Here is a 24,760-nt window from a genome sequence, read left to right on the forward strand (position 1 = left end):
GGCCAGTCATGAGCATCCAGCATCATCTTGAGGAAGCGCTACTGGAGGAGATCCAGAGCGAGACCGGTCCGATGCGCGAGATCATCCTGCACAACGATGACGTGAATACCTTCGACCATGTCATCGCCTGCCTGGTGGAGATCTGCGGCCACGATCCGATACAGGCCGAGCAATGCGCCTGGATCGTGCACTACAACGGGAAGTGCAGCGTGAAGCGAGGCACCTTCGACCAGCTGGAACCGCAGTGCACCGCACTGCTCGATCGCGGCTTATCCGCCGACATCCAATGAAGCAGACCATCCTCCGCGGAACAGCGATACTGGCGGCGGTCATCCTGGCCGAAGCCTGCGCCAAGGTGCCCATCACGGGCCGTCGCCAGCTCAACCTGGCCAATGAGAGCCAGCTGATGGCCATGTCGGTCACGGAGTACGACTCCTTCCTGAATGAGCATCCCGTGCTGGCCGACAACGACCCGAGGGCCCAATTGGTGAGCCGGGTAGGCCAGCGCCTGGCCGATGCCGCGACGAGGTTCCTGAATGAGAGCAACGCGGGCAACCGCGTGGAGGGATTCACCTGGTCCTTCAAGACGGTGGACGACCCCACGGTGAACGCTTGGTGCATGCCGGGCGGCAAAGTGGTCGTGTACACCGGCATTCTTCCCGTGACGCAAGATGAGATCGGACTAGCCGTAGTGATGGGGCATGAGGTCTCGCATGCCATTGCGCGCCACGGGAACGAGCGCATGAGCCAGGCCATCGCCATTCAAGGCGCGGGAATGACCTTGGAGGTCCTCACAGGAGAGAAGCCTTCGCTGGCGCGCGACCTCTTCCTGCAGAGCTTCGGCATCGGCAGCGCCTTGGGCATGCTCGCCTTCAGCCGCAAGCATGAGACGGAGGCTGACAAGATGGGCTTGGTGTTCATGGCCATGGCCGGTTACGACCCGCGCGAGGCGCCCGGATTCTGGCAACGCATGAGCCAGCAGTCCGGAGGCCAGGCGCCTCCTGAATTCCTGAGCACGCACCCGAGCGATGCCACGCGCATGCGCGACCTGGAGGCCTACATGCCTGAGGCCCTCAAGTACTACAAGCCCTGACCGCAGGGGCTTGGCATCGGCGGACGCCATGAAGCGCTGGCGGGAAGCCATCACAACAGCTGGGATGCTGCTGGGCTTACTGTCGCATTCCCTGCATCCCTGGTTCAGCAGGCTCGTTTTGGCCAGCGGTTCCTTGCTCCTGCTGGGCATCGCGCTCGCCTTCACGCGGATACCCTACGATGCGCACCGATGGCTCGGGGAGGCGGCCGGGACCTGTGCGAGCGAGCCGTCGACGATCGTGGTGCTGGGCGGGAGCGGCATGCCTTCCGGGCCGGAACTGCTGCGACTGCAGCATGCAGCCATGCTCTCCAACACGTGGCCATCGGCCAGACTGCTGGTGATCCACCCCGGGAATGGCGAGGTGCTGCGTGCGATGCGCGAGGAACTTCTGGTACGCGGGGTCCTCTCCACCCGCATCGATACGCTGAATCAAGGGGAGAACACGCGCGACCAGGCGCTCGCGGCTTCCCGTCTGGCGCAGGGCCCAGTGGCCGTCGTAACGGCCCCGGAGAACATGTACCGGAGCATCCGGGCATTCCGGAAGGCCGGTATCACAGGGGCCTGCGGAGCGCCGGCTTGGGATCATGCCATGGCGCACGATTTCGACTACGGGCACACCCAGATCGGCGGCAAGCCGTGGGTTCCTGATGTGTCGGGCCACCCCAGGCTCCGCTACACGTTCTGGAACTACCTCAAACTGGAGGTGACCTGCCTCCGTGAAGGCCTGGCAATCGCTTACTACCGGCTCAACGGCTGGATTTGAACCATTCAATCCGAACGGTTGTCTATCTTCGCCCCCGCTTTTCAGGACCCGTAGCTCAATTGGATAGAGCATCTGACTACGGATCAGAAGGTTTGGGGTTCGAATCCCTACGGGTCCGCAGAACGAACGAGGCGCCTTTGGGCGCCTCGTTGCATTTCCACCGGCTGCCGGTCAAAGACCGAGCCGGCCGCTGAGGTACTTATGGACCTTCCCTACCCGCTCCACCTGGCCCTTGGCCGCGAAGCGCTCGTAGAACCCTTCATCGCGGAATTCGCGCAGCGCATCGCCCCAAGCGGCGGTGAGGCGTTGTGCCCATCGGGCCTCGCGGGTTTCCTCATCCCCCCGGTCACGGGCATTCAGGTCGGCGCAAACGCGCACCAGCGCCTTCAGGGTGACGGGCTTGGTGACGTGGTATCGGGCATCGCCCCAGGTATCACCGAAGGCCGCCCGGGCTGCCCGGAAGAACTGCTGCAGCACCCGGTACCGGCGCTCCACTGCCGCCGCATTCACCTTCTCGTCCTTGCTGAAGGAGCGCAGGATCCAGCGGTGCACCTCATTGAAGAGCTCGGCCTGCATGATCCATTTCTCCTGCTTGCTCCGGTTGCCGAGCCGGTTGATGCGGTACTGAAGCGGGCTGTCGCCGCTGCTGTAGAGCCGCTCGATCACCTTGGCGGCCAGCCGCTTGTCCGGTCGTTCCCAGCTCACGCGCTCGTAGAGGTCGATGAGGTGGCTCTTGTTGATGCGCGTTGGCGTGCTGTTGATGATCACGAACATCTCGGCCGCGAAATCCTCGCTCTCCCCATCGAAGATGATGCATGGCACATGGATGCTCCGGGCCTCCTCGGGATGGGAGCGCATGTAGAACTCCAGCGCTGCCAAGCGATGCTGGCCATCGATGATGAGGTACTTCTCCCGCGGCTCCTTGAGGTCGCCCACGTTCTGCATGCCGCCGAGCGGCGAGAATTCGAGGATATCGCTGCTGAAGAGCAGGACCGTTCCCGGAATGGGTGGCTGCGCTACGGCGGTCTCGTAGAAATTCCTGATCGCCTTGATCTTGCCGTGTGACATGGTGCGCTGGAAGGCGGCATCGCTGCGCTCGATGCGCTGGATGAATGAAGCCACCTCATCGCCCTTTGCCGCCTCATCCGCCGCTATCGGCTTCTCGCCATCGGCGTAGAAGCGGCTGATGAACCTGACACGGCGCAGGATGTCCTCGCACGGGTAGGAAACGAAGTAGAAGCGGGCGTCTTTCTGACGGATCTGTGTGGCGATCATGGGTGGGCGGGTTGTCGCGCCCTCGAATGTACGCGGCTGAACGCGCTGCGACAAGCGGCCCCCAGGGCCGCCTCCCCTATTCCTTCAGCGCCCTGAACAGGCGCACGCCTCCATCCTGGAGGGTCAGCCGCACCGTATAGGCGCCGGCGCGCACACTGGCCATGGGAAGCACCACCAATTGACCGGCGGGCTGCGGACCGGTAGTCAGCACCAAACGTCCGGCTGCATCGAGAACGTCGATTGCGGCAGCGCCCGAGGCGCCCACTTCAAGGTTGAGCTGATGGTCGAACGGCACCGGCCAGACCCGTGCTTCGAGGCGGTCGGTCTCACCCAACCCGGTGCAGATCAGCACCTCCGCCGTGAACGCATCGTTCACCAGCGTGCAGCCGTTGGCGCCCGACCAGGTGTAAACCACCGGGTAGGTCCCGGCCGCCAAGACTGAAGGGTCGAACACCCCATCCGCGCTGACCGGGGCGGACCAAAGCCCTCCCTCCGGATTCGCGGTGAACACCACGGGGCCATCGCTTGGGCAAAGTCCCAGATCCTCGGATGAGGCCGTGACCAGGACCTCCTCGATCAGCTTGAGCGCCAAGGCCTCGGAAGCACCGCAACCCTGCTCGAATACCGTGTAGGTGACCAGGTACGACCCTTCCCCGACAGCCATGGGGTCGAAGCTCGAACCGGTGACGCCGGGACCGCTCCAGGTGCCCCCGCCAGGTGTCGCGAAGGCCGCCAGGTCAATGGCCTCACCAACTGCGCAGAGCACGGGAACCGGCTGCAGTTCGATCTCAGGCACGGAATCGCTCACCACCACGATGAGCGTATCGGAGGCGCTGCAGACATTGGGGGCCGAAGCTTCAGCAAGCAGCACGACCATGAATGTACCGGCCTGCTGGGGGATGAATGTTGCTCCTGCGCTGTTCCATCCGGCGATATCACCGGTCCAGCTCACACCCTCCGGGGGTGCGGCGGAGGCCGCAATCAATTGAGGTCCGCTGTTGATGCAGAAGGGGCCTGCCGGGGCGATCTGCGCAGGGACGGAAGGAAGCACGGCAATCGGACCAATATCAGTTGCGCATTCCACTCCTGTGGCATCGGTGAACACGGCCACCACGACTCCGCCTTCGAAATCCGATGGATCCAGGATGCCGGTAGGCCCGGCGTTCACCCATGCGGTTGCGGGCGGAACGGAGGTCAATTGAATCGGAGCCTGGCCGCTGCACAGTTCCCCTGACAACGGGGGCTCCACCAGCGGCTGCTCCACCACCAGGATGCTGGTGGTACCGCCGATTGCGCAGCCTTCAACCGCATATGCCGCATGCGAGAGCGGATAGGCCCCGCTGCCATCGATTGACGACCGCAGCAACTGATTCTCGAAGACGGCCAGTGCCGTCCACCTTCCGCCGGCAGGCACGGCATCCGGCAAGTTGAATTCGGGTCCGTACTTGCAGAGCGCAGGAAGTTCGGGCAGCACAAGGGGCTCAACCGAAGGCTGCAGGGCGTTGATGAACAGGCGCCGATCTCCCTCCACGAGGAGCACAAGGTCATCGTGCCCGTCGCCATTGAAGTCAGCCAGCAACGGGAAGTCGCCACGCGGGAAAGCAAGCATGGCCTTGCTGAACGCGAAGGCCCCGATCTCCGTGAGCCAATGCGCATAGCGCACCGGCTCATCGGGATTCAGCGGAAAGGCCACGAAACCAGCGCCTTCGCCACAGCCGAGTTGGCCGAAGGAACCCGGCCCAGCGGTTGTCCATGGTTCCAGGACATGCTCCACCCAATCGGTCCATGCGCCGCCTTCGGAAAGGGTATTCTCGATCCACCTCACTGCAGGGAACTGCGCTTCGGCCAAGTCGAGGTCACCATCCCCATCCACGTCCATGAAAGAGGGGGCCTGAAGGGTTATCCCACTCGGTTGGAAGACGGTGTCAGGCTCCCAGATGGTACCATCGCCGGCCGCGTTACGCACCACCACCACTTGGCCATCTCCATCCACGATCAGGAGGTCGATTCCGCCGGCGAGGTCCATGTTGCCCGTGCGGATGAACCCCGGTGCTGCACCCGCGATTGCGGGCCCGAAGGCCTCGCACGGACCGAACCCGGAGCCAAGGTTCGCGCACATGATCAGACGGGCGCCAAGCATGGAGTCCCAAACGGAAATCACGACCTCCCTCGCCCCATCACCGGTGAGGTCGGCCAATGCCAAGGCCCCAACACCTTCCGGGAACTGCCCCAGGAGCACCGGCGCCTCGAAGGTCGGGCCCGCATTCAACGACCACCGCACCTCTCCTGTTATCGGGTCCGCATAGGCCAGATCAGGCAGGCCATCACCGGAAAGGTCCTCCAGCTCCCATGCCGTCGGGGACTCCAGGATAGCCAGCAGCAAGGCCTCAGCATTGAATCCACCCGCACCATCAGCATTCTCGAGCCAGGCAAGGCCTTCACCCGGCTGCATCCGCACCAGGTCCGGATCCCCATCCGCATCCACATCACATGCCCGCAGAGCACCCGGCACGTCACCCTGCGCGATGGTAAGGCCGGGACCGAACTGGGCTTGTATGGTCAGGCTGAGACAGCCGGCCAAGGAGAAGAGAATCAGCGCTGTGGGCCTCATGACGTTGCCTTGGCCAATTCCGGCAAAGGATGGCGAAGATACCGAAACGCAGCCTCTGGCAGCTGCCAACCGTCAGCTTGAGGGTCAGGCGCAGAGCACCGGAATAGCAGCCGGATTCGACAGGATGCGCTCCTTCTCGGCATCGGCGATGTAGCGATACTCATCGGAGGCATGGGCCATGATGGCGATGCAACCGGCCCCGATGCGCTGCGCATAGTCGATGGTAGCCTTGGCGAAACCCATGCTGAACGAATTCATGGGCTCATTGGCCTCCACCTGGCGAATCCCCTCCTCTTCAAGCCGCTCGAACATGCGCACCTTATTCGCCAGGAGGACATCGCTGGGGGCCTCACCGGGCCGCATGAGCTGGAAGACATGCACTTCAGCAGCACAGGCCCGCGCCAACAGGCATACCGCATCCAGGAGCCTTCCGATGTCCTGGTGGCCCGCCACGGGGAGCACGATCCGGCAAAGCTCCCGGTCGACGGGGGAGCCTTCCTGGACCACGAAACAAGGCGTGGCGGCCTTTCTCACGAGCTTGAGGATGTCCGCGCCGAACAGCTTCTGGCGAAGTCCGTGGGCGCCGTGGGTGCCCATCACCAACAAGCGATGCCCACGTGCGCTCTCCGCCACGATCTCCTCCATGAAATCACCCTCCGGCATGAGCAGCCGTACGGCCGCCCCCCCCAAGGCATCCACGGTTTGCTCGATGCTCTTCCGCACCTCATCCACGGAGCGCCGCTCTTCCTTGCCCACCACATGGAGCAGGCTCACGCGGGCGCCCAGGCGATCGCCCAAGGCCATGGCATGCTGAATGGCCACGGTGGAAGCGGCCGTTAGATCGGTGGTGCAGAGCAGATCGGCCATGGCGGACGGATTGGCCGGCAAGATACCGGGCAGGACCGTCATCCGCTCGTCGAACGGCTGCAAGCATTCATCGACTGGCTGGAATCGTGCCGCGGCATCCCGCCATGCGAAGGGCCTGCATGGTCTAATTTGGCCGGGTTCATCAACCATGCGCAAAGCACTTCTCGCCCTTGCCCTTCTCTGCGGCCTAGGCCTTTCCGCCCAACTCAACGTCTCCTTCGTCGGCCGGTTGGATTACCAGGCTCTACGGGGCAGCAACCTGGCCAATCTCTGGGGCTATACGGACGAGTCCGGCAACGAGTACGCCCTCATGGGCGTTTGCGGGACAGATGAGGACAATCCCGGTGGCTTGTCAGTGGTCAGCCTCGCCGACCCCTCCGCCCCCCAGGAGGTCTTCTTCTTCCCTGGCCCGGCATCCATCTGGCGGGAGATCAAGGTCTGGGGCGACTATGCCTATGCGACCACCGAGGCCGAGAACGGCGGCCTGGTCATTGTTGACCTGAGCCCATTGCCCCAGTCGACAGACCTCCCCGCCACGGTCTGGCTCGCACCGGATTGGCATACCTCCCACTCGCTCTTCATCGATGAGCAAGGCCGGTTATACATCCACGGAGCGAATCGCGGCAATGGAGGAGTCATCATGTACGACCTCACGCAGGACCCGATGAATCCGGTGGAGGTGGGCGAATTCGATACGTGGTATTGCCACGACAGCTACGCCCGCGGCGATACCCTCTATGCGGCGCACATCTATGACGGCTTCTTTTCCATCGTGGACGTGTCCGATCCCGCGGCCCCCGTTCTGCTGGGCACGAAATCGACGCCGAACGACTTCACGCACAACACGTGGCTCGACGATAGCGGGAATTACCTCTTCACCACCGATGAGCGCACCAACTCCTACGTGGGCGCATACGATGTGAGCGATCCCTCGGACATCACCGAAGTGGACCGCCTGCGCAGCGACAACGGTTCCGGCGCCATTCCCCACAATACCTATTGGCTGAACGACTATGTGGTGACCTCCTACTATACCTATGGTGTGTCCATCTACGATGCCTCGGATCCGCACAACATGGTGGAGGTCGGGCACTATGACACCTCGCCATTCACTGGCGACGGCTTCAACGGGGCTTGGGGCGTATATCCCTTCTTCGCATCGGGGAACCTCATCATCTCGGACATGGAGGAGGGCCTGTTCGTGCTTGCCCCCGAATACACACAAGCCTGCCGGCTGGAAGGCATGGTGCGCAATGCACAGACCAGCGCACCGGTCGGTGGTGCCTCCATCACCCTGATCGGCACCCCCATTTCCGCGCTCACGCCCATTGGCGGCACGTATGCCACGGGCTACCACACCGCAGGCATCTACAGCGTTACAGTCAGCGCTCCAGGCTACTATCCATCCACGATCGATGGCGTGGTCCTCGAGAACGGGGAGGTCACTGTATTGGACGTCGACCTGGAACCCATGGTCGCATTCAGCGTCGAGGGGCTGGTCATCACGGAAGGGACGGGGGAACCGGTCCCTGGAGCGCAGGTGCTCCTGAGGAACGAGGAATTCACCTACGAGGGCACCACGGACGGTGCTGGCTCCTACAGCCTCAGCGGAATCTTCGCCGATGAGTTCGCCACCCTTGCCGGGCGGTGGGGCTGGCGCACAAGGTGCCTGCCCGTGCAGGCGGTCGCGGAGGGCGCACCGCCGCCACCGATCGAGCTGCCGCGGGTCTATGCGGATGATTTCGCGCTCGACCTGGGATGGACGGTCACGGGTACGGCAACCTCGGGACAGTGGCAGCGGGGCATCCCGCAAGGCACCACCCTTGGCAATGCGCAGAGCAACCCGGGAGCGGATGCGCCGGGGGATTGCGGTGATGAGGCCTACGTGACCGGATTGACCGGCGGTGGCGCAGGTGATGACGACGTGGACGGCGGCAATACCGTGCTGACCTCTCCCGCTTTCGATGCCACCGGGGCGGGCGAGGCCCATGTGCGCTACCGGCGGTGGTTCTTCAACGGCGGGGGCAGCGGCAACCCGAATGATGCGCTCGTCATTTCACTCAGCGATGGCAGCACCACGGTGGTGCTTGAAACGGTGACGGCTGCCACGGCGGGTGCTTCCTCCTGGATCCAGCGTGACTTCCGGATCTCGGATTTCATGACCCCGACCTCGACGATGCGGCTGCTCGCTTCGGTGGCCGATGATGCGCCGGGCCATGTGGTGGAGGCCGGCCTCGATGTCTTTGAGCTCGTGCACGAGGATGCCAATGGCTTGGCGGATGCCGCTACACCCGCCTTGGTCCTCTACCCCAATCCCACCGATGGCCCGGTTCGCCTGCTAGCCGATGGCGCTGCGGGCACGGTGCGCATCGTGGATGCGGTGGGGCGCACCCTGTTGACGGACCGTATGCCCCCGTCCGGGATGCTCGACCTGATTCTGGATGCCTCGAATGGCACCTATGCGGTGGAGTTGTGCCTTACGGATGGGCGCTGCATGCGTCAGAGGCTCATCCTCGCCCGATGAGCATCAGCGCTTCCGCGTGCCCTGCGAGGCGCAGTGCTCCTGCGCCAACCGGTCCACTTCGGGGATATCCGCAAGTGCCCTCGCCAAGCTGAGGTCGTCGCAGGCCTTGGCACGGTCGCCCCTCCGGAGACGCAGGATTGCGCGAGTGCGCAGCGCATAGGGGTTGCTGGGGTAATTGCGCAGGCTGCGCTCAACGGTGGTCCACGCTTCATCGTCGCGCTCCAGCTTGGCCAATGCATACGCCTTGTGGCTCAAGGCCACCGGCTCGTCCGCATCGTAGCCCAAGGCCCGCTCCGTAATGGGCAATGCATCCTCGAATCGGCCCAGCATGTTCAATTCATGCGCCCTATTGGTCCAGTTGCCCAGGTCGGAGGGATCCATCTCGCACAGGCGCTCAAGCACCCGGAGCGCCTCCTCGTGCCGGCCCTCAACGTCATAGAGCTGCGCGAGGGTGCGCATAGCGGTCACCTCCTCCAGCCCGCCGGCCCATGCAGCGGCCAGGTCCTCGATCGCAGCGGCGAACTGCTTGCGCTCCGCTCTCGCCTCGCCGCGCAGGTTGTGCGCCCTGGCCTTGGCCCGTGCGTCCCGGGCGAAGAGGATTGCCCGCGTGCCATGGAACTCGGCCCGATCCGAATCATTCACGCGCAATGCATATGCGCCACGCTGGTAATGCGCCTCTCCGGCGGTGCTATCGAGCCGGAGAGCCTTGTCGATATCCTCCACGAAACGGTCGTTGCGCTTGAGAGCGGAATAGGCGCGCGCCCTGGAGAGCAGGGTCCGAACGGATGTTTCCTTGCGGACCGCTTCGTCGAAAACGACCAGCGCCCGCTGGGGCTTGTCGGCGTCGAGAAGCGAATCGCCGCGCACCAGCAGGAGCTGTACGCTCTGGGCCCCTCCGTAGCCCGGCAGCAGCCACAGCAAGGCTGCGAACAATCCGCACATCATCGCCCCGCCAAGGCCGGCTTCCCTTTTCATGCTGGCTCCAAAGGTAACCGCGCGGCAAGACGGGGCCGAACCTGTCCTTGTCAAGGCTGCGCCAGGATGGAGGGCCCGAATCGCTCCAGGAGCAGCAACCCATCGCGTACCGGGATGCGCTTGCCGTTGAGGTAGGCGGTGACGAAGGCGTCCTTCACCCCCCGCGCAACAGCTTCGTCCTTGCGCTTGCGGGCCGACTCGTTATCCGGGTAGCGGCCGGTGGTGTACCGCACCTTCGCGGTCTCCGTCAGCTCGCTGTTGAGCGGCGTGATGTTGAACAAGCGATCGAGCGCGACGGGTTTGCTGTATACCCCCACCTGCACGGTGAAGAAGAGGCCCTTGATGGACTCCACCTGCGCGGCGGGCGCAGCACCGGGCACAGCATAATAGGCCCCAGCCTCGGCAGCGGGCGCAAAGCGGCCGATGAGCTCCTCCGCGGTGGCGGGATACTTGGAAAGGATGGTTGCAGCATCTGGCTCAGCGGCCGCAACAATGGGCTGAACGGGGCGCTGAATGACCGCGGCCTGCGGAGGCTGCACCTGGGCAGGATCCGCCCGGCGGGGCTCCGGCTCCTCGGATGCGCGCGCTTGCGCCGTGGCGGCGTTAGGCGGCGCTGCGGCGGCGCGCATGGCTTCACCAAGGGGCACCCGTACGCCGTCCTTGTACGCGACGACAAATGCATCGCGGTATCCGCGTTCGCGAACGAGGTCCTTGGCGGCGGCGGCCCCATCGAAGCCCGTGAAGAGGCCAGCCGTGTAGCGCACGAGCCCGTTGCCGACCGACTCGCCCATCACCGGGCTCATATCGGAGAAGGCCTCCTGCGGCACCGGCTTCCGGAAGGCGCCGATCTGCACCTTGAAGACGATTCCAGCAGGGAGCTCAGCATCGATCGGGATGGGTGCTTCCCGGCGCACGGGAGCCGGCTGTATCAGGAAGATGTCCTCCGCGAGCTCATCGGGCATCCGGAAGGGCAGCTCGGCCGTGGCGGTCGATCGCGTCGCGGCAAGGGACGCCCGGTCATCGGCTCGCCCGGCGGCCCGTTCCGCGATAGCGGTTGTGTCCGCTGCCGCAACGCGGTCGGCGGAGGTCCTGTCGGGCTGCTGCACCACGCGCTCCGGGGCCACGGGGCGCTGCATGCGCAGGTCGCCCGCCGGCCGCTGGGGAGCTGCCTCGTTGCGCGACTCGGCCAGCAGGGGCTCCGTGCGCCGAACGCGCTGCTCGATCGCCATCAGTTCGCTGCTGCGCTGCGGCGGCATGCCCTGGAGCATCACCCCGGCCTGGCTCTCGTTGATGCCGGCAGCACCGCGCAGCCGTGAAGCGATGGTCTCCAGCGAATCGGCCTTCTGCTCCAAGGCAGCGGCCCGGAGATCCAGCTTGGCAGCCCGGTCGACCGCCTCGGTGGCGGTGAGCCGTCCGTCTCGTGCCTCCTGCTCGGCGGCGCGCGCCTGATTGCGGAGCACACCGGCCACATCGCGGTTGCTGCGAGCGGATAGCGAGGCGGCATCCGCGGCTTCATACTGTTCGAGTGCCCGCGCTTTGGCTTGGAAGTAGCGGCTGGCATCACCTTCCATCAGCACCATCTCCTGCTCCTCCGGCGTGAGGTAGTAGAACTTGACCAACCGCTCTCGCAAGGCTTTCGCGACCAGGGTCTCATCGCGCAGGCGCTCCAGCTCCTGCACCTGATCCACCAAGCGGTCCTTGGTTGACCGCAGCGAATCGGATAGCGCACGCTCACGCATGGCCAAGCGCTCGAGACGCTCCCGGTCGCGCTTGCGGGCCCCGGCAGCGCTGTCTGCGAACGCCGTGGCGCGGTCGGCGGCTTCCACGGAGCGCCGGTCCGCATCGACGGCTTCGCCCCTGGTGCGATCCACGCGGATGCTGAGCAGGTCAGTGTCCAATTCGGCGTCCTTGGCCGGAGCGGACAGAACGACCGGCTCGCTGGCGAGGTATCGCTCATACAGCTGCGCAGGCACCCGGGCCTCCGGCGTCAGCCTGCGTTCGGCCTGCTCAATCGCATCCTGAGCGCTGGCGGCTGGTGAAGACGGCGCCTTGTCCGCAGGGGTCGCGGCCTGGTCGGCGTTGCGGAAGTTGCCGGATCGGTCAGGCTCCTGTTCCTGGCCACCGCCTTCCCCACCGGGCGCTTCGCTGCGGGCCACCGCGCTATCCGTGCGCGCTGCACCATCGGGTGCCGGCGCATCCGGTTGAGCTCGCTGAGCCGCCCCCCCCTCGCCCCTCGCAACGGCCGATTGCGCCTCCAGCTGAACCCCGTCGGCTTGGCGCTCGCTTGATTCGGATGGGCGCGCCGGCTCGTTTCCCGTGGCCAATACCATGGAAGGCGAGGCAGGTTCCTGGATGCCGAGCACGCGGGCTGCCACCTCTTCATAGGTCAGGCGCTCGCCCCGCTGATGGTCAGCGCCGGCCAGGTAGTTCTGTACCGTGATGGCCTTGTCCATGGCCAGCAGGGCCGCGAGCTCATCCCTGTATGCGCGCCGGTAGAGGCTGTCGCGCTGCACGATATCCTCGCTGCGGTCGGCGCGCTTGCGCAGCTGCTGGGCCGATTCGTACTGCTGGCGCGCTTCGATACCAAGCTCCTTGGCCATCTGGAGCAGGGGTTCATCCATCGGCAGCCCCCGGCCCGCCGCGGTCCCCTCCACCCGCTTCAGGCTGTCGTTGGCGGTCTTCCACTCCTCACGCATGAGGAAAGCGCTGCGCTGGCCCAGGTCGGTTCGGATGATGTAGCGTTCATCGATGAGCGCATCGGTCTTGCGGCGGAGCCGGTCGCTTTCCTTGCCCAGCGGCATGCCCGCCAGCAGGCCCTCCATGGAGTCAATGCGGCTGGTCAGATCCTCCATCCGGGCCAGGTCGGCATCGCGGAACGCAATCGCCTCGCTCACTCCTTTGGCTGCGGAGCGATGCTCCACCTTGCTCGCGTAGACGTTGCGCGCATATCGGTCGATGACGATGAACCGATCGGAGGCCGATGCCCGCTGCACGGGAGCGCTTTCGACCGTCGCCACGACGGGCGGCTGTTGCGGTCCGGCGCTCATGTCCCCGGAAGCGGCAATTTCCTGCTGCCGCTGGGCCAGCGCCTGTTCGCCAAGGGTCTGATGAGCCTCGCGGAGGCGACGCAGGCGATCCACCCGGGGCAGCACGGTCTCCGCTTGCTGGGGCGAGAGCTGCAGCACGGCTACCTGTCGTTGCATCTCGGCCCGCAGGCTGTCCGCAAGCATGGACTCCACACCGTTGATCGCATCGGCACGGGCATCGGCATCGGCAAGGCGCGCGGCCCGGTCCAAATCAGCGGAATAGGCGGGGTACACCAGGGCGATGACCTCCTGATCCGATGCGGAGCCGCTGAAAGCAATCGCCGGCTTGCTCAGATCGACCTCTCCCACCGCCTCGAGGGCATCGGCAGTGAGGGTATCCCGCTCGGCCGCGTCCCTAGCGCGGTCGATGGCCAGGATGCGCTCATCGACGGCGCGCATGCGCGCTTGCAGGCTGTCCTTCCGCAGCCGACTGCGCTCCGCCTGTTCCAGTTGAGCGAGTTCCGCCCGTTCGTTCTCGAGCACGAACCGCTCCTTCTCCTCATCCGGGGCGGCCGCGTTCACCCGCTGCTCAGCAACCATGGTACGGCCTTGACCCGCTGCTTCGATACGGCCTGCAGCCTGCTCGGGAATGCCCGCACGCTCCTGCTCCACCCGTGCGGCCGGTTGCGCAACCGCTTGGTCGAATTGCGCGGCCGTCCGAACCTCCGGAGACACCTCCTCCCGTCCGCCGGACATCGGCGCCTGAGCCACCTCCGCCCGCTCCGTGGTGCGCACCCCCACGGCGGGTGCTTGGATGGCTATCGGGCGTGCATCGGCCTGCTGCGGGGACGGCTCGTCGCCGCTCTCCATGGCGCGCGTAACGCTGCGGGCACCGCCGATCGCCTGTGCTGCGGAGGCGAGGTCCCAGTCGAAGCTGCGGGCCTCCATTCGCTCGGCCTCAACGGCCAGCTGGGCATCGTAACGCTCATCTATGGCCAGCGCATTGAGGCGCTGATCGGTGCCGGAGATGCGAAGGCCGAGCTCCTGCGCCTGATCGGCACTGAGTTCGGTGCCGGCGCCGCGGTCCGTGACCTGGGCGAGGTGCCGTGTAAGGGAGGCCTGCCCGCGCAGCACAGCCGTCTGGCGCTCTGCGGCCGTGGCCTTGTTCACCGCGGCTTCCGTCTCCTTGCGCTGGTAGGCCAGCTGCTGCTCCAGCTCGGTGATCTCGCGAACGATCTCGTCCTTGCGGCTGCGGGCGCGCGTTTCGTCGCGCTCGCGCTTCAAGCGGGCGATGCGGTCGGCCAGCTCGCCCTCCTCCTCCCGCTTTGACCGCGCGATGCCCATCAGGCGCGATGCATCCTTCTCCTGCTCGGCCAGCGCCCTGCGGGCCTGCTCCACCGGATCGCTCGCGGCATCGGGCTTGCTCTTCTCGTCGAGGCGCTGCCGAAGGGTGCGCAAGTGACCCAGGGCAGCCTCATCCTGCCGGGCAGCAAGGGTCGCTGAAAGGTCATCGGCCAGCTTGGCCGCCGCCAAGGACTTCTGCCGGGTATTCATGGCCATGGTGCTGAGCGATTGCCCGGCATTGAATGCTGCCCGCGCGCGCAATGTGGCTTCTCGCGAGCGCTGGCGCTCACGGGCCGCCTCCGTCATCCGCTCATTGCGCGCCCCCTCGTCCAAGCCCGCGCCTGTGGCCGCCTTCACGAGCCGATCGGCCTGTTCTGCGGCCCGCTCCGCCTCGTTGGCCGCATCCACCGACAAGGCGAAGGCCTCGGCCGCCTGCGCTTCCTGGTCGAGCGCCTCCGCTTCCAGCTCCTTGGCGTCCTCCTTGGCCAGCCGCTGGGCCGCAGCCTGGTCGATGTCGCCCGTGAAGCCGGCGCGGGTCATGATGTCACGGGCCGGCTCCTGGGCAGTTTCGGCCTCGGCCACGAGCGGCTCGCGGCTGCTGACGTCGAGCCGGGCGCGCCGCTTGATCTCCTCCAGCGAGAGGGCCACCAGATCATCGTTGAGCGGCTCATCGAAGTAGTTGCGGATCGTCAGCTGCTCAAGGTCGCCCTTCCGGTCAAGGACGAGTTCCTGGCGATAGGCGCGCGGCCCGTCCGTCTTGGGTACTTCCACGATGCCGCCATGCGTCTTGCCGGATGGGCCGCATTCCACGCGGTAGCGGTACTTGCCGGCGCGCGGAACGCTCAGCACATAGCTGCCGTTGATGTCCGTTACGGCCTCAGCTACGCGCTCTTGGGTGAGTGCGTCCTCCACAGTGATGCTCGCCTTGCGGTCCTGAGGGTCGATGGTGCTGGCGAAGGTGCCCTTGAAGACGCTGATGACCACCGGCAGCTGGGCCGTGGACACGCGGTAAACATGGAGCATGCCCTGCTTGCTGTTGCGTCCGCTGGCGAAGCAGGCCTCCTTCTGCTCCCCGTCAACGATGTAGAAGATGTCATCGTCGGGCGTGCTCACCGCGAAGTCGAGGTTCTCGGGCCTTCCGAAGGCATCGAGCCCCCGGTCGTAGCTGGCGCGGAACACATCGTACCCCCCCATGCTGTTATGGCCTTTGCTGCTGAAGTAGAAGGTCTTCCCGTTCGGATGCATGAAGGGGAAGTCCTCATCCTGGTCGGTGTTGATGTATCCGGCCAGTTTCACAGGCGTGGCGAAGGTGCCGTCAGGAAGGAGCTCGGTGCGGTAGATGTCGCGGCCCGTGGCGCCATCCTTGCCATAGCTGCTGAAATAGATGGGGCCCGGCCGTTCGGGCAGGTAGATTACGGAGCGCTCCTTGCGCTTCTTGTCCAGCGAGGACTTCAGCTCCTCCGGGAGCACCACGATCTTGCCTCCGATATCGGCCAGGTCATAGAACCGGAAGAAGTCGGCATCGGCCACCTCCACCTTGCTGCGCACGGTGATCTCCTTGAGGCTGCTGAGCAGGCGTTCGCCATTGCGGCATTGCTTCTGAAGGGCCTCCACGGGCCATGCCGCGATGGCCTTCTTCTCGGCGGTGCCGAGGAAGCGCTGGTAGGCAACTTGGGCCTCCTTGAACCGGTAGTTGAGGTGGTAGGCCCGCCCCAGCCAGTACCAGGCCATGGGGTCGGTACCAGGCGCCTCGGTGGCGAACTTCAGGTGGCCTACGGCCTGCTCCTTGTCAGCGCTGCCGTGCAGCAGGCATGCGCCGAAGCGGAAGTTGAGGTCGCGGTCGGACGGCCGCAGGCTGACGAGCTGGGAATAATGCGGCATGGCCTCGGCGAACCGCTGCTCGGCGAAGAGCTGGTCGGCCTTGGCACGCAGCTGCTGGTCGCCGCCCTGGCCAAGGGCCAGGAGCGGGAGGAGCAAGCCGGTAAATATGCCCGTGGAACGGGTCATCGTCCGAGAGTGGGCGCTTGTACCGGGATACGGGCCGTGGGGTTTCACCGGGGTCTGCCGCTCCTGCCGGCGAGGCTAAGGCGATTCTCCTCGCCTCGCAGGAGCCGCCCGATGTTCTCACGGTGCGTGTAGAAGACCAGCACGCAGAGCACGATGGCGAACCCGACCTTGATGGGGCTGGGCTCGCGGAATACGACGGCCACCGCCAGGGGGAACGCCGCGGCCGCCGCCAGCGAGCTGAGCGAGACGTACCGCGACAGCAGGAATACGACCGCGAAAACGGCCACGCAGATGCCTGCCGCGCCGGGATGCACGGCCAGCACACCTCCCAATGAGGTGGCCACGCCCTTACCACCTCTGAAGCCGGCCAGCACTGGATACAGGTGCCCGACCACCGCCGCTAGCACCAAGGCCACCCGGAACCACATCCAAGGCGCGGTATCGGGCTGAAGGTCAGTGAGGTTGGGCAGCAGGCGTACCGGCAGGAAGCCCTTGAGCACGTCGATAAGCAGCACCGGGATGGCCGCCTGGGGGCCGAGTACGCGGAAGGTGTTGGTGGCGCCTGCGTTACGGCTCCCATGCTCACGCACGTCGACACCGAAGAGGGCCTTGCCCCACCACACGCTGGTGGGCACGCTGCCGCAGAGGTAGGCGATGACCATCGCGAAGCTGCCGTACACCCAAGGGAAGTCCATGGTTCAGAGCCCGAAGCGGTCGCGGAAGTCGTCCACCTTCTTCTTGTTGGTGAGGATGTACTGGTAGTCCGCCTCGTCCTTGCCGCCGGCGAGCTTCCGCTTGTCATCCTTCACCTCGGAGAGCATGGTGTTGAACTGCTGGTCGCTGCTGTAGGCGTAAAGGTAGTTCCGCGCGTACTGGAAGAAGTAGTAGGTCTGGTCGTCGAGTTGGAGGAAGATGGTCATGATGTCGCCGCTCCGCTTGCGCTCGATGTGGACCTTCCCCTTCACCATGCGGTAGACGGGCTTCTTCATGATGGTGGCGATGCCGATGGGGCCATCGCTGACCCAGCTCTGTTCCGGGCCATCCCAGCGAAGCTTGACGTCGCCCAGGACGATGGGCTTCACCAGCTCATCCGGCAGCTTCTTGATCTCGCCTTTGATGCTGAGCTCGCTGATGAGCTTATCCGAGCGCTCCAGGCCGAGTACCTGGCGCATCATGCGCTCGTAGTAGGTCTTGCCGATGTCGAGGGCCTGCTGGTCGGGATAAGCAGTGATCTCTGCGGCCATGCGCTCCAAGGCGTTCTCGAGGAAGTGGAAGTCGGCCAGGAGCACGCCGTTGCCGAAGGCCTTCTGGCCGCTGGTCTCGTAGCGCATGGCGCCGACCTGCGACAGCTTCACGCGGCCGAGGTCGACCCCGAAGGCGATGGGACCATCGGCCATCACCACGCAAGGCTCCACAGCCAGGCTCACCAGGGCGCCAGGCAGGTCGCGCTGGCGGATCTTGTCCTTGTTGGAGATGACATACTCCTTGCGGCCCTTGTCGAAGAAGAGCAGGCCGCTGGCAGTGATGATGTTGCGGTCGTCCTTGCTCCGGGTGCGGCTGAGGAAGGTGCCGTAGGTGCTGAACGGATCCTCGTCGGTTAGGTGGATACCGGCGCCGATGCGCGCTCCCTGATCGTCGAAGAGGGTGTCGCCCACGGGGATGAAGACCTCCAACGGGTCGATGGGGCCGGTGAAGCGCATCCAGTTGCGCGCAAGGCCCTCGCAGCCGTGCTGGATGCGCGTGCTCCCGGAGAAGCTCAGCTCCTTCACGCTGGCGGTGAGGTGCACATCGCCGAAGAAGTCGAAGGCCGGGCTCAGCTGGAAGTCCTGCTCCTCGGCGATCCGGCCCACTGCGCGGGTCTGGAAGGCCGTGTCGACGCCGATGCTGAAGAGCTTGATGGGGAAGGCCTTCTTGTTCTCGTCCACATAATCGATGGTGCCGGTGGCGGAGTAGCTGCGCTTGGCCTTGATGGTGGCCGTGGCATCGTAGATGCGGTGGAAGCGGGTGACGAAGTTGGCCGTGATGACGGTGCGCTCGAGGGGATCCATGACAGCGTTCTTGCGGATGCGCACGCGCATGCTGTCCGGGGTGATCAGCGCGTCGGCCACCTGGATGTACTGGACATCGTTGGCGGTGATCAGATGCTTCTTCAGGTCGTAGCGCGCCTTCGGGGCCATGAAGCTGAGGCTGTCCTGGTCGGGACGGATGCTGATGAAGTTGGAGCCCGAGAGCTGCAGGTCCTCCGCCCCTTCCGCTGCCGTGCGGTCGCTCTCCAGTTCGAGGTCGCCCTGGTCCATGTACCACTTGAAGCGGTCCATGTAGCAGATGTACTGGTTCACGGGGAACTCCACCTTGGTCTCGCTGCCGTTGCTCACGAACTCGCCGACCCGCTCATCGAGCTTCACCGTGGCGTTCACGTTGTCGGTCTTGAAGGCGATGCTGGCCGTATCCCCCTCGGTGAGGCGGAAGTCGGAGGTATCGGCATGCAACTGCATGGTCTGGAACTGGAACAGGTCCGATCGGAGGGTCGCATTTCGGAAATCGATGAGGCCTGCCCCGGTCATACCGGCTGGCGTGAGGTCGGTGCTTCCGTGGAGCAGGGCCTGGTCGTCGTACAGCACCATGGGGCGCTTCAGCTTCTGCACGTGCAGCAGGTCCTTGGCGGGCTCCAGGCGCACGAACACGCCGCCTGCGCTGACGTGCGGCACCATGCTGGGCTTGGTGGCCGCGACGTTCTCCAAGGTGTCCGCTCGCCCAAGGGTGCTGTCAGGGGTGAAGATGAGCTGCTTGCTGCTCAAGCGGGTGGTGAGGTACCCGAGGTCGCCGTTGCCCTGCAGCCCCCTGCCGTTGAGCGCAATGGTGCTGGTGAACTGGGCCTTGCGGCCGTAGAGCGGCATGCCGGCCTCGCCGGTGGCGCGCACGAATCCGAGTGCATAGTCGGGCTGAAGGCGGATGGGCTCGCGGATATCCGGGAAGATGCCAGCGCTGACCAGCGTGCCGGTGAAGGTGAGGCCGGCATTGGTGAAGTTGTCCAGCGAATCGATCTGGAAGGGGTCGCTGCGGTAGTAGAAGCGGTCGCGGCCGTATGCTCCGCGCTGGATGCTGCGCTTGTCGTAGTACACATAGCTCTCCCGGGCGCTGTTGAACTTGGGGAATTCGGGGTACCGCTCCTGCTGCCGCCCGCTCTTGTTGCTGGGCGCATCGATCTCCAGGGTGCCGCTCACCTGCTCCAGCACGTTCTTCACCCGCACCAGGGTGTGCTCGCCCCGGTCGTTCGGCTCGAAGCTGGTGGCCATGAACGAGACGCTGTCCACATTGATGAGGTCGATGGTGAAGGGGTCGTAGTGGAAGTAGTACTCCTTGCCGTAGTACTGCAGCCGTCCGGCCTTGATGCTTCCGCCGAAGGTGAAGTCGCGGTTCTTCTTGATGGTGATCGCTCTGCCCGAGGGATAGATCCGCACATCCTGGGAGTCGCTCATGAGGATGGTGCTCACCCCCTGCATGGTGAGGTCGTTGTTCAGCAGGTTCAGCGTGGCGTTCACCCCGTCGTCCACCGAGCTGTTGAACTGGATGGCATCGTAATCCTGCTTGCCCGCGCTGTTGAGGATGTGCTGGCGCAGCCGGGGCTGCACCTCCACCCACTCCGTCTCGGGGTCGTACAGCAGGTAGCCCTTGTTGGCCATGTCGATGAGCAGGGGCACCACGCTCTGCTTCTGCATGCGGCTGAAGACGGCGAATTCCTGTGCGTAGAAGCGGCCCCCGTTCTGCTTGCTGAAGTCGTTGAGGCGCACGAGCGGATGCACGTTGTCGATCCCCAGCATGCCCATGTAGCGCTTCTCACGGAAGTAGTCGAAGCTCTCGAAGCTGGCCTTGTTCTGGGTGGTGCCACTGAGGTTGCCGATCTGCAGCACGGGATCGCCTTGCTTCCAGGTGAGCACCTCGAAATACATGTCGAGCCGGTGGTAGGTATTGTAGAAGGGGGCCTTGCCCAGGCCTTCGTCCTTCTTGATCAGGGAGAGCTGCTTCTTGTCGCGTAGGAAGCGCAGGCTGGTGCTCTGGTGGTGGATGGAGTCCTTGTCGAGGCGCACGCGCACGGCCACTTCATCGCTGGTGATCCGCTCCGGCTCAATGCTGTAGCGCAGGCCGCTGGTGACGATGAAAGGACGCTTGTCCCGGTAGAAGGTGAGGTAGGCCGGCTCGTCCTTGGTGCCGTAGCCCTGGAGCTTGGCGCCCTGCATGCTGAAACCGCCCTCGAAGTCGATGCCCTCAACGATGTCGCGGATCTTCATGCGGCGATCGTAGCTCTCGAATCGCGGGTAGGCGGCGCTGCCCTCATCCACGTTCGCCAGCACCTTGTCGCTGAGCTTGCCGAGCAGGGTGCGCTCGAAGTAGGGGTCGTTGAACTGCACGGAGTCGACCTCGAAGGCGGCACTCTTCATCCGGACGGTATAGGGGTGCGCCCACTCCGCGAAGGTGGCGGTGGGCTTGAGCCCTGCGCGCTCCCAGGTGACCCGTCCGCCGTCGCCCAACCAGGTCTCGGTGGTGGGCAGGAAGGTGCCCTTGGTCTGGAGGATCACGGCGCTATCGCCCTTGGCCAGGCAGACCAGGTCGGTGCCCGGAAAGGAGATCTTGGGCACGCTGTCGAAGGTGAAGGCGAAGACCTTGCTCCGCGCGCGCCAGGTGGTGCTGGGGCTGCTCACCAGGGCACCTTCGCGGAAAAGACCGGCGCAGGTGGCGATGAAGGCCTGGACACTCTGCTTGCGCGCGCCCTGCACGAGCTTCTCCATCCCTTGCAGCCACGCATCGAACTCCGCCGGCTGACGGCCTGTGGCGGGGAAGGCCGCCACGCAGGACAGGTAGTCGCGGAACCCCGGGAACGCCTCGAAGCGCTTCTTGAGCATGAAGTTGGCCACCTCCGTCACCCGCACCCGCTGCCGCTCGCTGTAGTACCCCCCGTTCCAGGCGGGAGCGAAGACCTGCTCGATGAACGGGCGGGCCTCCTTCTTGTCCGCCTCCGTCAGGAAGGCCGTGACTTCCTGGAGGAAGAGGGCCTGATCGGAGGAGAATGGCTTCTGCTGGGCCTGCGCCGTGCGCGGGAGGAGCACCATGGCCAGCACGGGCAGCAGGGAACGCAGGTACCGATGGCCTGCAGAGAGCGTGTTCAGATGGGTGTGCGTCATGGCTTGCGGCATCCGAGCAGCGCCCAATCGCCTTCCTGCAGGCGCTCGGCAAGATCCAAGCCGCAGGCCTTCGCGCGCTGCGCCAGCATGTGCCGGTCGCCGGGCACGAAGCCGCTGAGGAACAGCACCCCACCGGGATTGAGCGCGGCGGCCATCACCGGCATGGCATCGAGCAGGACGTTGCGTTCGATGTTGGCCAAAATAGCGTCGAAGGCCAGGCCGCGCAGGCTTTCCGCATCGCCCTTTTCCACAGTGATGGCATGACAACCATTGAGCACGGCATTGTGGCGCGCATTGTCCACGGCGCCCGGGTCGTTATCGATGGCCAGCACGCGCTGGGCCCCCATGCGCTCGGCCAGGATGGCGAGCACCCCGGTTCCGCACCCCAGGTCGCAGACCGCCCTGCCGGCCAGGTCGTGATCGAGCATGGCCTGCACCATCATGCGCGTGGTGGCATGGTGACCGGTGCCGAAGGCCATGCGAGGCGTGATCACCAGCTCGTGCTCGAATCCGGGGCGGCTGGGGTGGAAATCGGCGCGGATCCTGACCCGGTCGCCCACTTCCACCGCCTGGAAGCTGCTCTCCCACTCGGCGTTCCAATTGCGGTCGGCGATCTCCTCGGCGCCCCAGGAAATGGAAGCGTGCGGATCGCGCAGGCTGAGCAGCTCCCGGAGCGCCCGCTCATCGAACCGGTCGCTGCGGATGTAGGCCTTCAGTTCGCCGCTGCCTCCCATCGGGTCCGTGAAGCCCTCCTCGAAGCTGTCGAATCCGATGTCCGCGAGCTCCGCGGCGAGCAGGTCGCGCCAAGGCGCCACCGGGGCGATGAGGAAAGTGACCTGGGTATATGGCACGGCGGTTCGATTCGGTCCGGGGCCAAAGGTCAGGCGCGACCGCCGCCTTCCGACGGGACAGAATGCCCCTTCAGCGAGAGCAGGCCGAGGAAGGCACCCACCAGGGCCACCCCGGCCTGCACCTCCAGCACGGATTCCACCGCAGCCCCGGTGAGCAGCAGGAGTGCGAAGCCGGCCAGCAGCAAGGACCGCCGCCGGAAGCCCTGTGCCAAGGGCACCAGAGGTATCAGCAGAGCGAGCAGCAGGCCCGGCCAGCCGAGGGCCACTCCCCCCTGCAGGAATTGGGAATGGCTGTTGAGGCGCCGCTCCATGGCCGGAACCGCTTTCTTCGAAGCATAGCAGGCGACCAGGGCCTCCTTGATGTCGCCCGTGCCGGCGCCGAAAGGGGCGCCTTGCAGGCATTCCGTGCTGCAGATCCAAGCCACCATCCGCATCTCGCTTCCGCCCTCCGAGGCATAGATCGCGGCATCACCCGACCGTGCCAAGCGAACCGCGGCCACCGCGCTGAAGGCCCGCTCCGCCAGCGTCCCCCCTCCTATCACCAGCCCACCGCCCATGGCGAGCGCCGCAGCACCGAGGATGGCCCACCGCATGGCGGACCGCAACGTGAGCACCGCCTGGGTCAACAGGATGAGCGCCACCGCCGCCAGCGCCACGGCACCGCTACGGCTCCCGAGCATGAAGGCGAAGGCGAGGAGGATCGGCAGGTGCGCCAGTGCGGCTGAGCGGAGCCAGGGCTGCCGCACCCGGCCCGCGATCAGCTCATGGCCCCAATACAGGATGGCCCAGCTGGCATACCACGCCGCATAGCTCGGGTGCAGCTCGAAGGAGAGGGCGCTCTGCGTGAAGCAGGCGGCATTGCCCGATGCCGCGTAGCATGCGGCTGCCTTCCAGCTGCTCAGCCCTATGGCAACGGCCAGACCGGCGGAAAAGGCAATCATGCTTTCGCGCAGGGCCCCGGGCCGGCCGGCGCCCAGCACGCCAGCCGCGAGGGGCAGCAGGATCAGCCCCAGCTTGATCTGAAGGTCGAAGAGCCCGAACTGCCAGTCGGCGGTCCACGCCATGCCAAGCACGTGCAGCGCGTAGAAGGCGGCCAGCGGCCACGGCAGGCTCCACCGCATGCTTCGCCCGGACCACAGGCCCTGGGCCAGTAGCAGTGCGACAGCAGCCACCAAGGGCACCGGCACCAGCCTCCCGCTGATGGGCATCACGAAACAGAGGACCAGCCACGCCCATCGGCCCAGCCCGCCGATCCGGGAAGGCAGGCGGCCTTCGCCAATTGCCGGGTCCGTCGCGCTCACCGCGTGAAGGAACGGATCCCGACCGATACGGCGCGCACGGGGCACCCTCCCCGCCGCTGGTGCGATGGGTATGTTTGCCGGGCACCGCTGCCGCGGAACCATGAGCAAGCACCGAATCGTCCTCGAGCCTGGCTCGTCCGACCGCCGTTATTGGCAGGACCTGTGGACCTACCGCGGGCTATTCGGCTTCCTAGCCTGGCGCGACATCCTGGTGCGCTACAAGCAGACGGCGATCGGGGTGCTTTGGAGCATCATCCGGCCGCTGCTCACGCTCGGGGTGATGGCCTTCCTTGGCTGGCTGTTCGAGAGCAGCGTGCCGGGTGACACGCCACGCCTGCTGCTGGTGGGGGCCGCCACGCTCCCATGGACCTTCTTCAGCACGGCCTTCAGCGAGAGCGCCAACAGCCTCATCGCCAACAGCAATCTGCTCACCAAGGTGTACTTCCCGAGGCTCATCGTACCGGCGAGCACGGTCATCGTCTGCCTGATCGACTTCCTCATCTCCTTCGCCATCCTGGCCGTGCTCATGGCGGTCTATCGCCATGCTCCGGGCATCGAGATCCTGGCCCTTCCGCTGTTCCTCCTGCTGGCGCTGGTGACGGCCCTGGGCAGCGGCCTGCTCATCGCCGCGCTCAATGTGCGCTACCGCGATTTCCGCTACATCGTACCCTTCATCGTGCAATTCGGCCTGTACGTGTCGCCGGTGGCCTTCTCCAGCGCGGACATATTCGGCAGCGCCCGCATCCCGGAGGCCCTGAAGCTGCTGTACGCGATGAACCCCATGGTGGGCGTGATCGACGGTTTCCGCTGGTGCCTGCTGGGGAGCAGCGTCCAGCTCTACCTGCCCGGCTTCGCGATCAGCGTGGGCATCAGCCTGCTGCTGCTCGCGGCCGGCATCCGCTACTTCCGGCGCACCGAGCGGGGCTTCGCCGACGTCATCTGA

14 protein-coding genes and 1 tRNA gene are annotated in these 24,760 nt (G+C 65.4%); 6 read left to right on the plus strand and 9 right to left on the minus strand.

Going from position 1 to position 24,760, the window contains the following annotated elements; genetic code table 11:
• Nucleotides 1-8: 8 nt before the first annotated feature.
• The 4 genes from QY325_05225 (at nucleotide 9) to QY325_05240 (ending at nucleotide 1,974) form a co-directional block, all read left to right on the plus strand.
• The gene (locus QY325_05225; GenBank protein ID WKZ67324.1) at nucleotides 9-290 is read left to right on the plus strand and encodes an ATP-dependent Clp protease adaptor ClpS; all 282 of its coding nucleotides are present in this window, start codon (nucleotides 9-11) and stop codon (nucleotides 288-290) included.
• Complete coding sequence (locus QY325_05230; protein ID WKZ67325.1) at nucleotides 287-1,093, plus strand: M48 family metallopeptidase; 807 nt, start codon at nucleotides 287-289, stop codon at nucleotides 1,091-1,093. The genes QY325_05225 and QY325_05230 overlap by 4 nt, the downstream gene beginning before the upstream one ends.
• A gap of 28 nt (nucleotides 1,094-1,121) precedes the next feature.
• Nucleotides 1,122-1,856 (plus strand): YdcF family protein, encoded by a 735-nt coding sequence (locus tag QY325_05235; GenBank protein WKZ67326.1) that lies wholly within the window; start codon nucleotides 1,122-1,124, stop codon nucleotides 1,854-1,856.
• 44 nt (nucleotides 1,857-1,900) lie between these two features.
• A tRNA-Arg gene (locus QY325_05240) sits at nucleotides 1,901-1,974 on the plus strand.
• 53 nt (nucleotides 1,975-2,027) lie between these two features.
• Here QY325_05240 and QY325_05245 read toward each other — a convergent pair.
• From QY325_05245 to QY325_05255, 3 genes are all read right to left on the minus strand, one after another.
• On the minus strand, nucleotides 2,028-3,131 hold the full coding sequence (locus QY325_05245) for a DGQHR domain-containing protein (GenBank protein ID WKZ67327.1): 1,104 nt from the start codon (nucleotides 3,129-3,131) through the stop codon (nucleotides 2,028-2,030).
• Between the two features lie 76 nt (nucleotides 3,132-3,207).
• Nucleotides 3,208-5,742 carry a VCBS repeat-containing protein gene (locus QY325_05250; protein ID WKZ67328.1) on the minus strand — a complete coding sequence of 845 codons (2,535 nt, stop codon included), beginning with the start codon at nucleotides 5,740-5,742 and terminating at the stop codon, nucleotides 3,208-3,210.
• Between the two features lie 84 nt (nucleotides 5,743-5,826).
• Complete coding sequence (locus QY325_05255; protein WKZ67329.1) at nucleotides 5,827-6,609, minus strand: universal stress protein; 783 nt, start codon at nucleotides 6,607-6,609, stop codon at nucleotides 5,827-5,829.
• 148 nt (nucleotides 6,610-6,757) lie between these two features.
• Here QY325_05255 and QY325_05260 point away from each other — a divergent pair, with 148 nt between their 5' ends.
• Entirely contained in the window at nucleotides 6,758-9,133 is a 2,376-nt protein-coding gene (locus tag QY325_05260; protein WKZ67330.1) for a choice-of-anchor B family protein, read from the plus strand.
• 3 nt (nucleotides 9,134-9,136) lie between these two features.
• Here the strand turns inward: QY325_05260 and QY325_05265 are convergent, their stop codons facing one another.
• From QY325_05265 to QY325_05290, 6 genes are all read right to left on the minus strand, one after another.
• Entirely contained in the window at nucleotides 9,137-10,108 is a 972-nt protein-coding gene (locus QY325_05265; protein WKZ67331.1) for a tetratricopeptide repeat protein, read from the minus strand.
• A 50-nt stretch (nucleotides 10,109-10,158) separates the two neighbouring features.
• The gene (locus QY325_05270; GenBank protein ID WKZ67332.1) at nucleotides 10,159-16,455 is read right to left on the minus strand and encodes a hypothetical protein; all 6,297 of its coding nucleotides are present in this window, start codon (nucleotides 16,453-16,455) and stop codon (nucleotides 10,159-10,161) included.
• Nucleotides 16,456-16,529: 74 nt separating this feature from the next.
• Nucleotides 16,530-17,180, minus strand: a complete 651-nt coding sequence (plsY, locus tag QY325_05275) for a glycerol-3-phosphate 1-O-acyltransferase PlsY (protein WKZ67333.1) — start codon at nucleotides 17,178-17,180, stop codon at nucleotides 16,530-16,532.
• A 3-nt stretch (nucleotides 17,181-17,183) separates the two neighbouring features.
• Nucleotides 17,184-21,665 carry a hypothetical protein gene (locus tag QY325_05280; protein WKZ67334.1) on the minus strand — a complete coding sequence of 1,494 codons (4,482 nt, stop codon included), beginning with the start codon at nucleotides 21,663-21,665 and terminating at the stop codon, nucleotides 17,184-17,186.
• A complete protein-coding gene (gene prmA / locus QY325_05285; protein ID WKZ67335.1) occupies nucleotides 21,662-22,516 on the minus strand; it encodes a 50S ribosomal protein L11 methyltransferase in 855 nt (284 codons plus the stop codon). Before prmA ends, QY325_05280 begins: the two co-directional genes overlap by 4 nt.
• Nucleotides 22,517-22,545: 29 nt before the next feature.
• Nucleotides 22,546-23,817, minus strand: coding sequence for an O-antigen ligase family protein (locus QY325_05290; protein ID WKZ67336.1), 1,272 nt, complete (start codon nucleotides 23,815-23,817; stop codon nucleotides 22,546-22,548).
• A 100-nt stretch (nucleotides 23,818-23,917) separates the two neighbouring features.
• On the opposite strand from QY325_05290, the gene QY325_05295 reads away from it, so the two are divergent.
• Nucleotides 23,918-24,760 carry an ABC transporter permease gene (locus QY325_05295; GenBank protein WKZ67337.1) on the plus strand — a complete coding sequence of 281 codons (843 nt, stop codon included), beginning with the start codon at nucleotides 23,918-23,920 and terminating at the stop codon, nucleotides 24,758-24,760.

This window comes from Flavobacteriales bacterium, from assembly GCA_030584065.1.
In the GTDB taxonomy this organism is placed as follows: Bacteria; Bacteroidota; Bacteroidia; order Flavobacteriales_F; family PHOS-HE28; genus PHOS-HE28.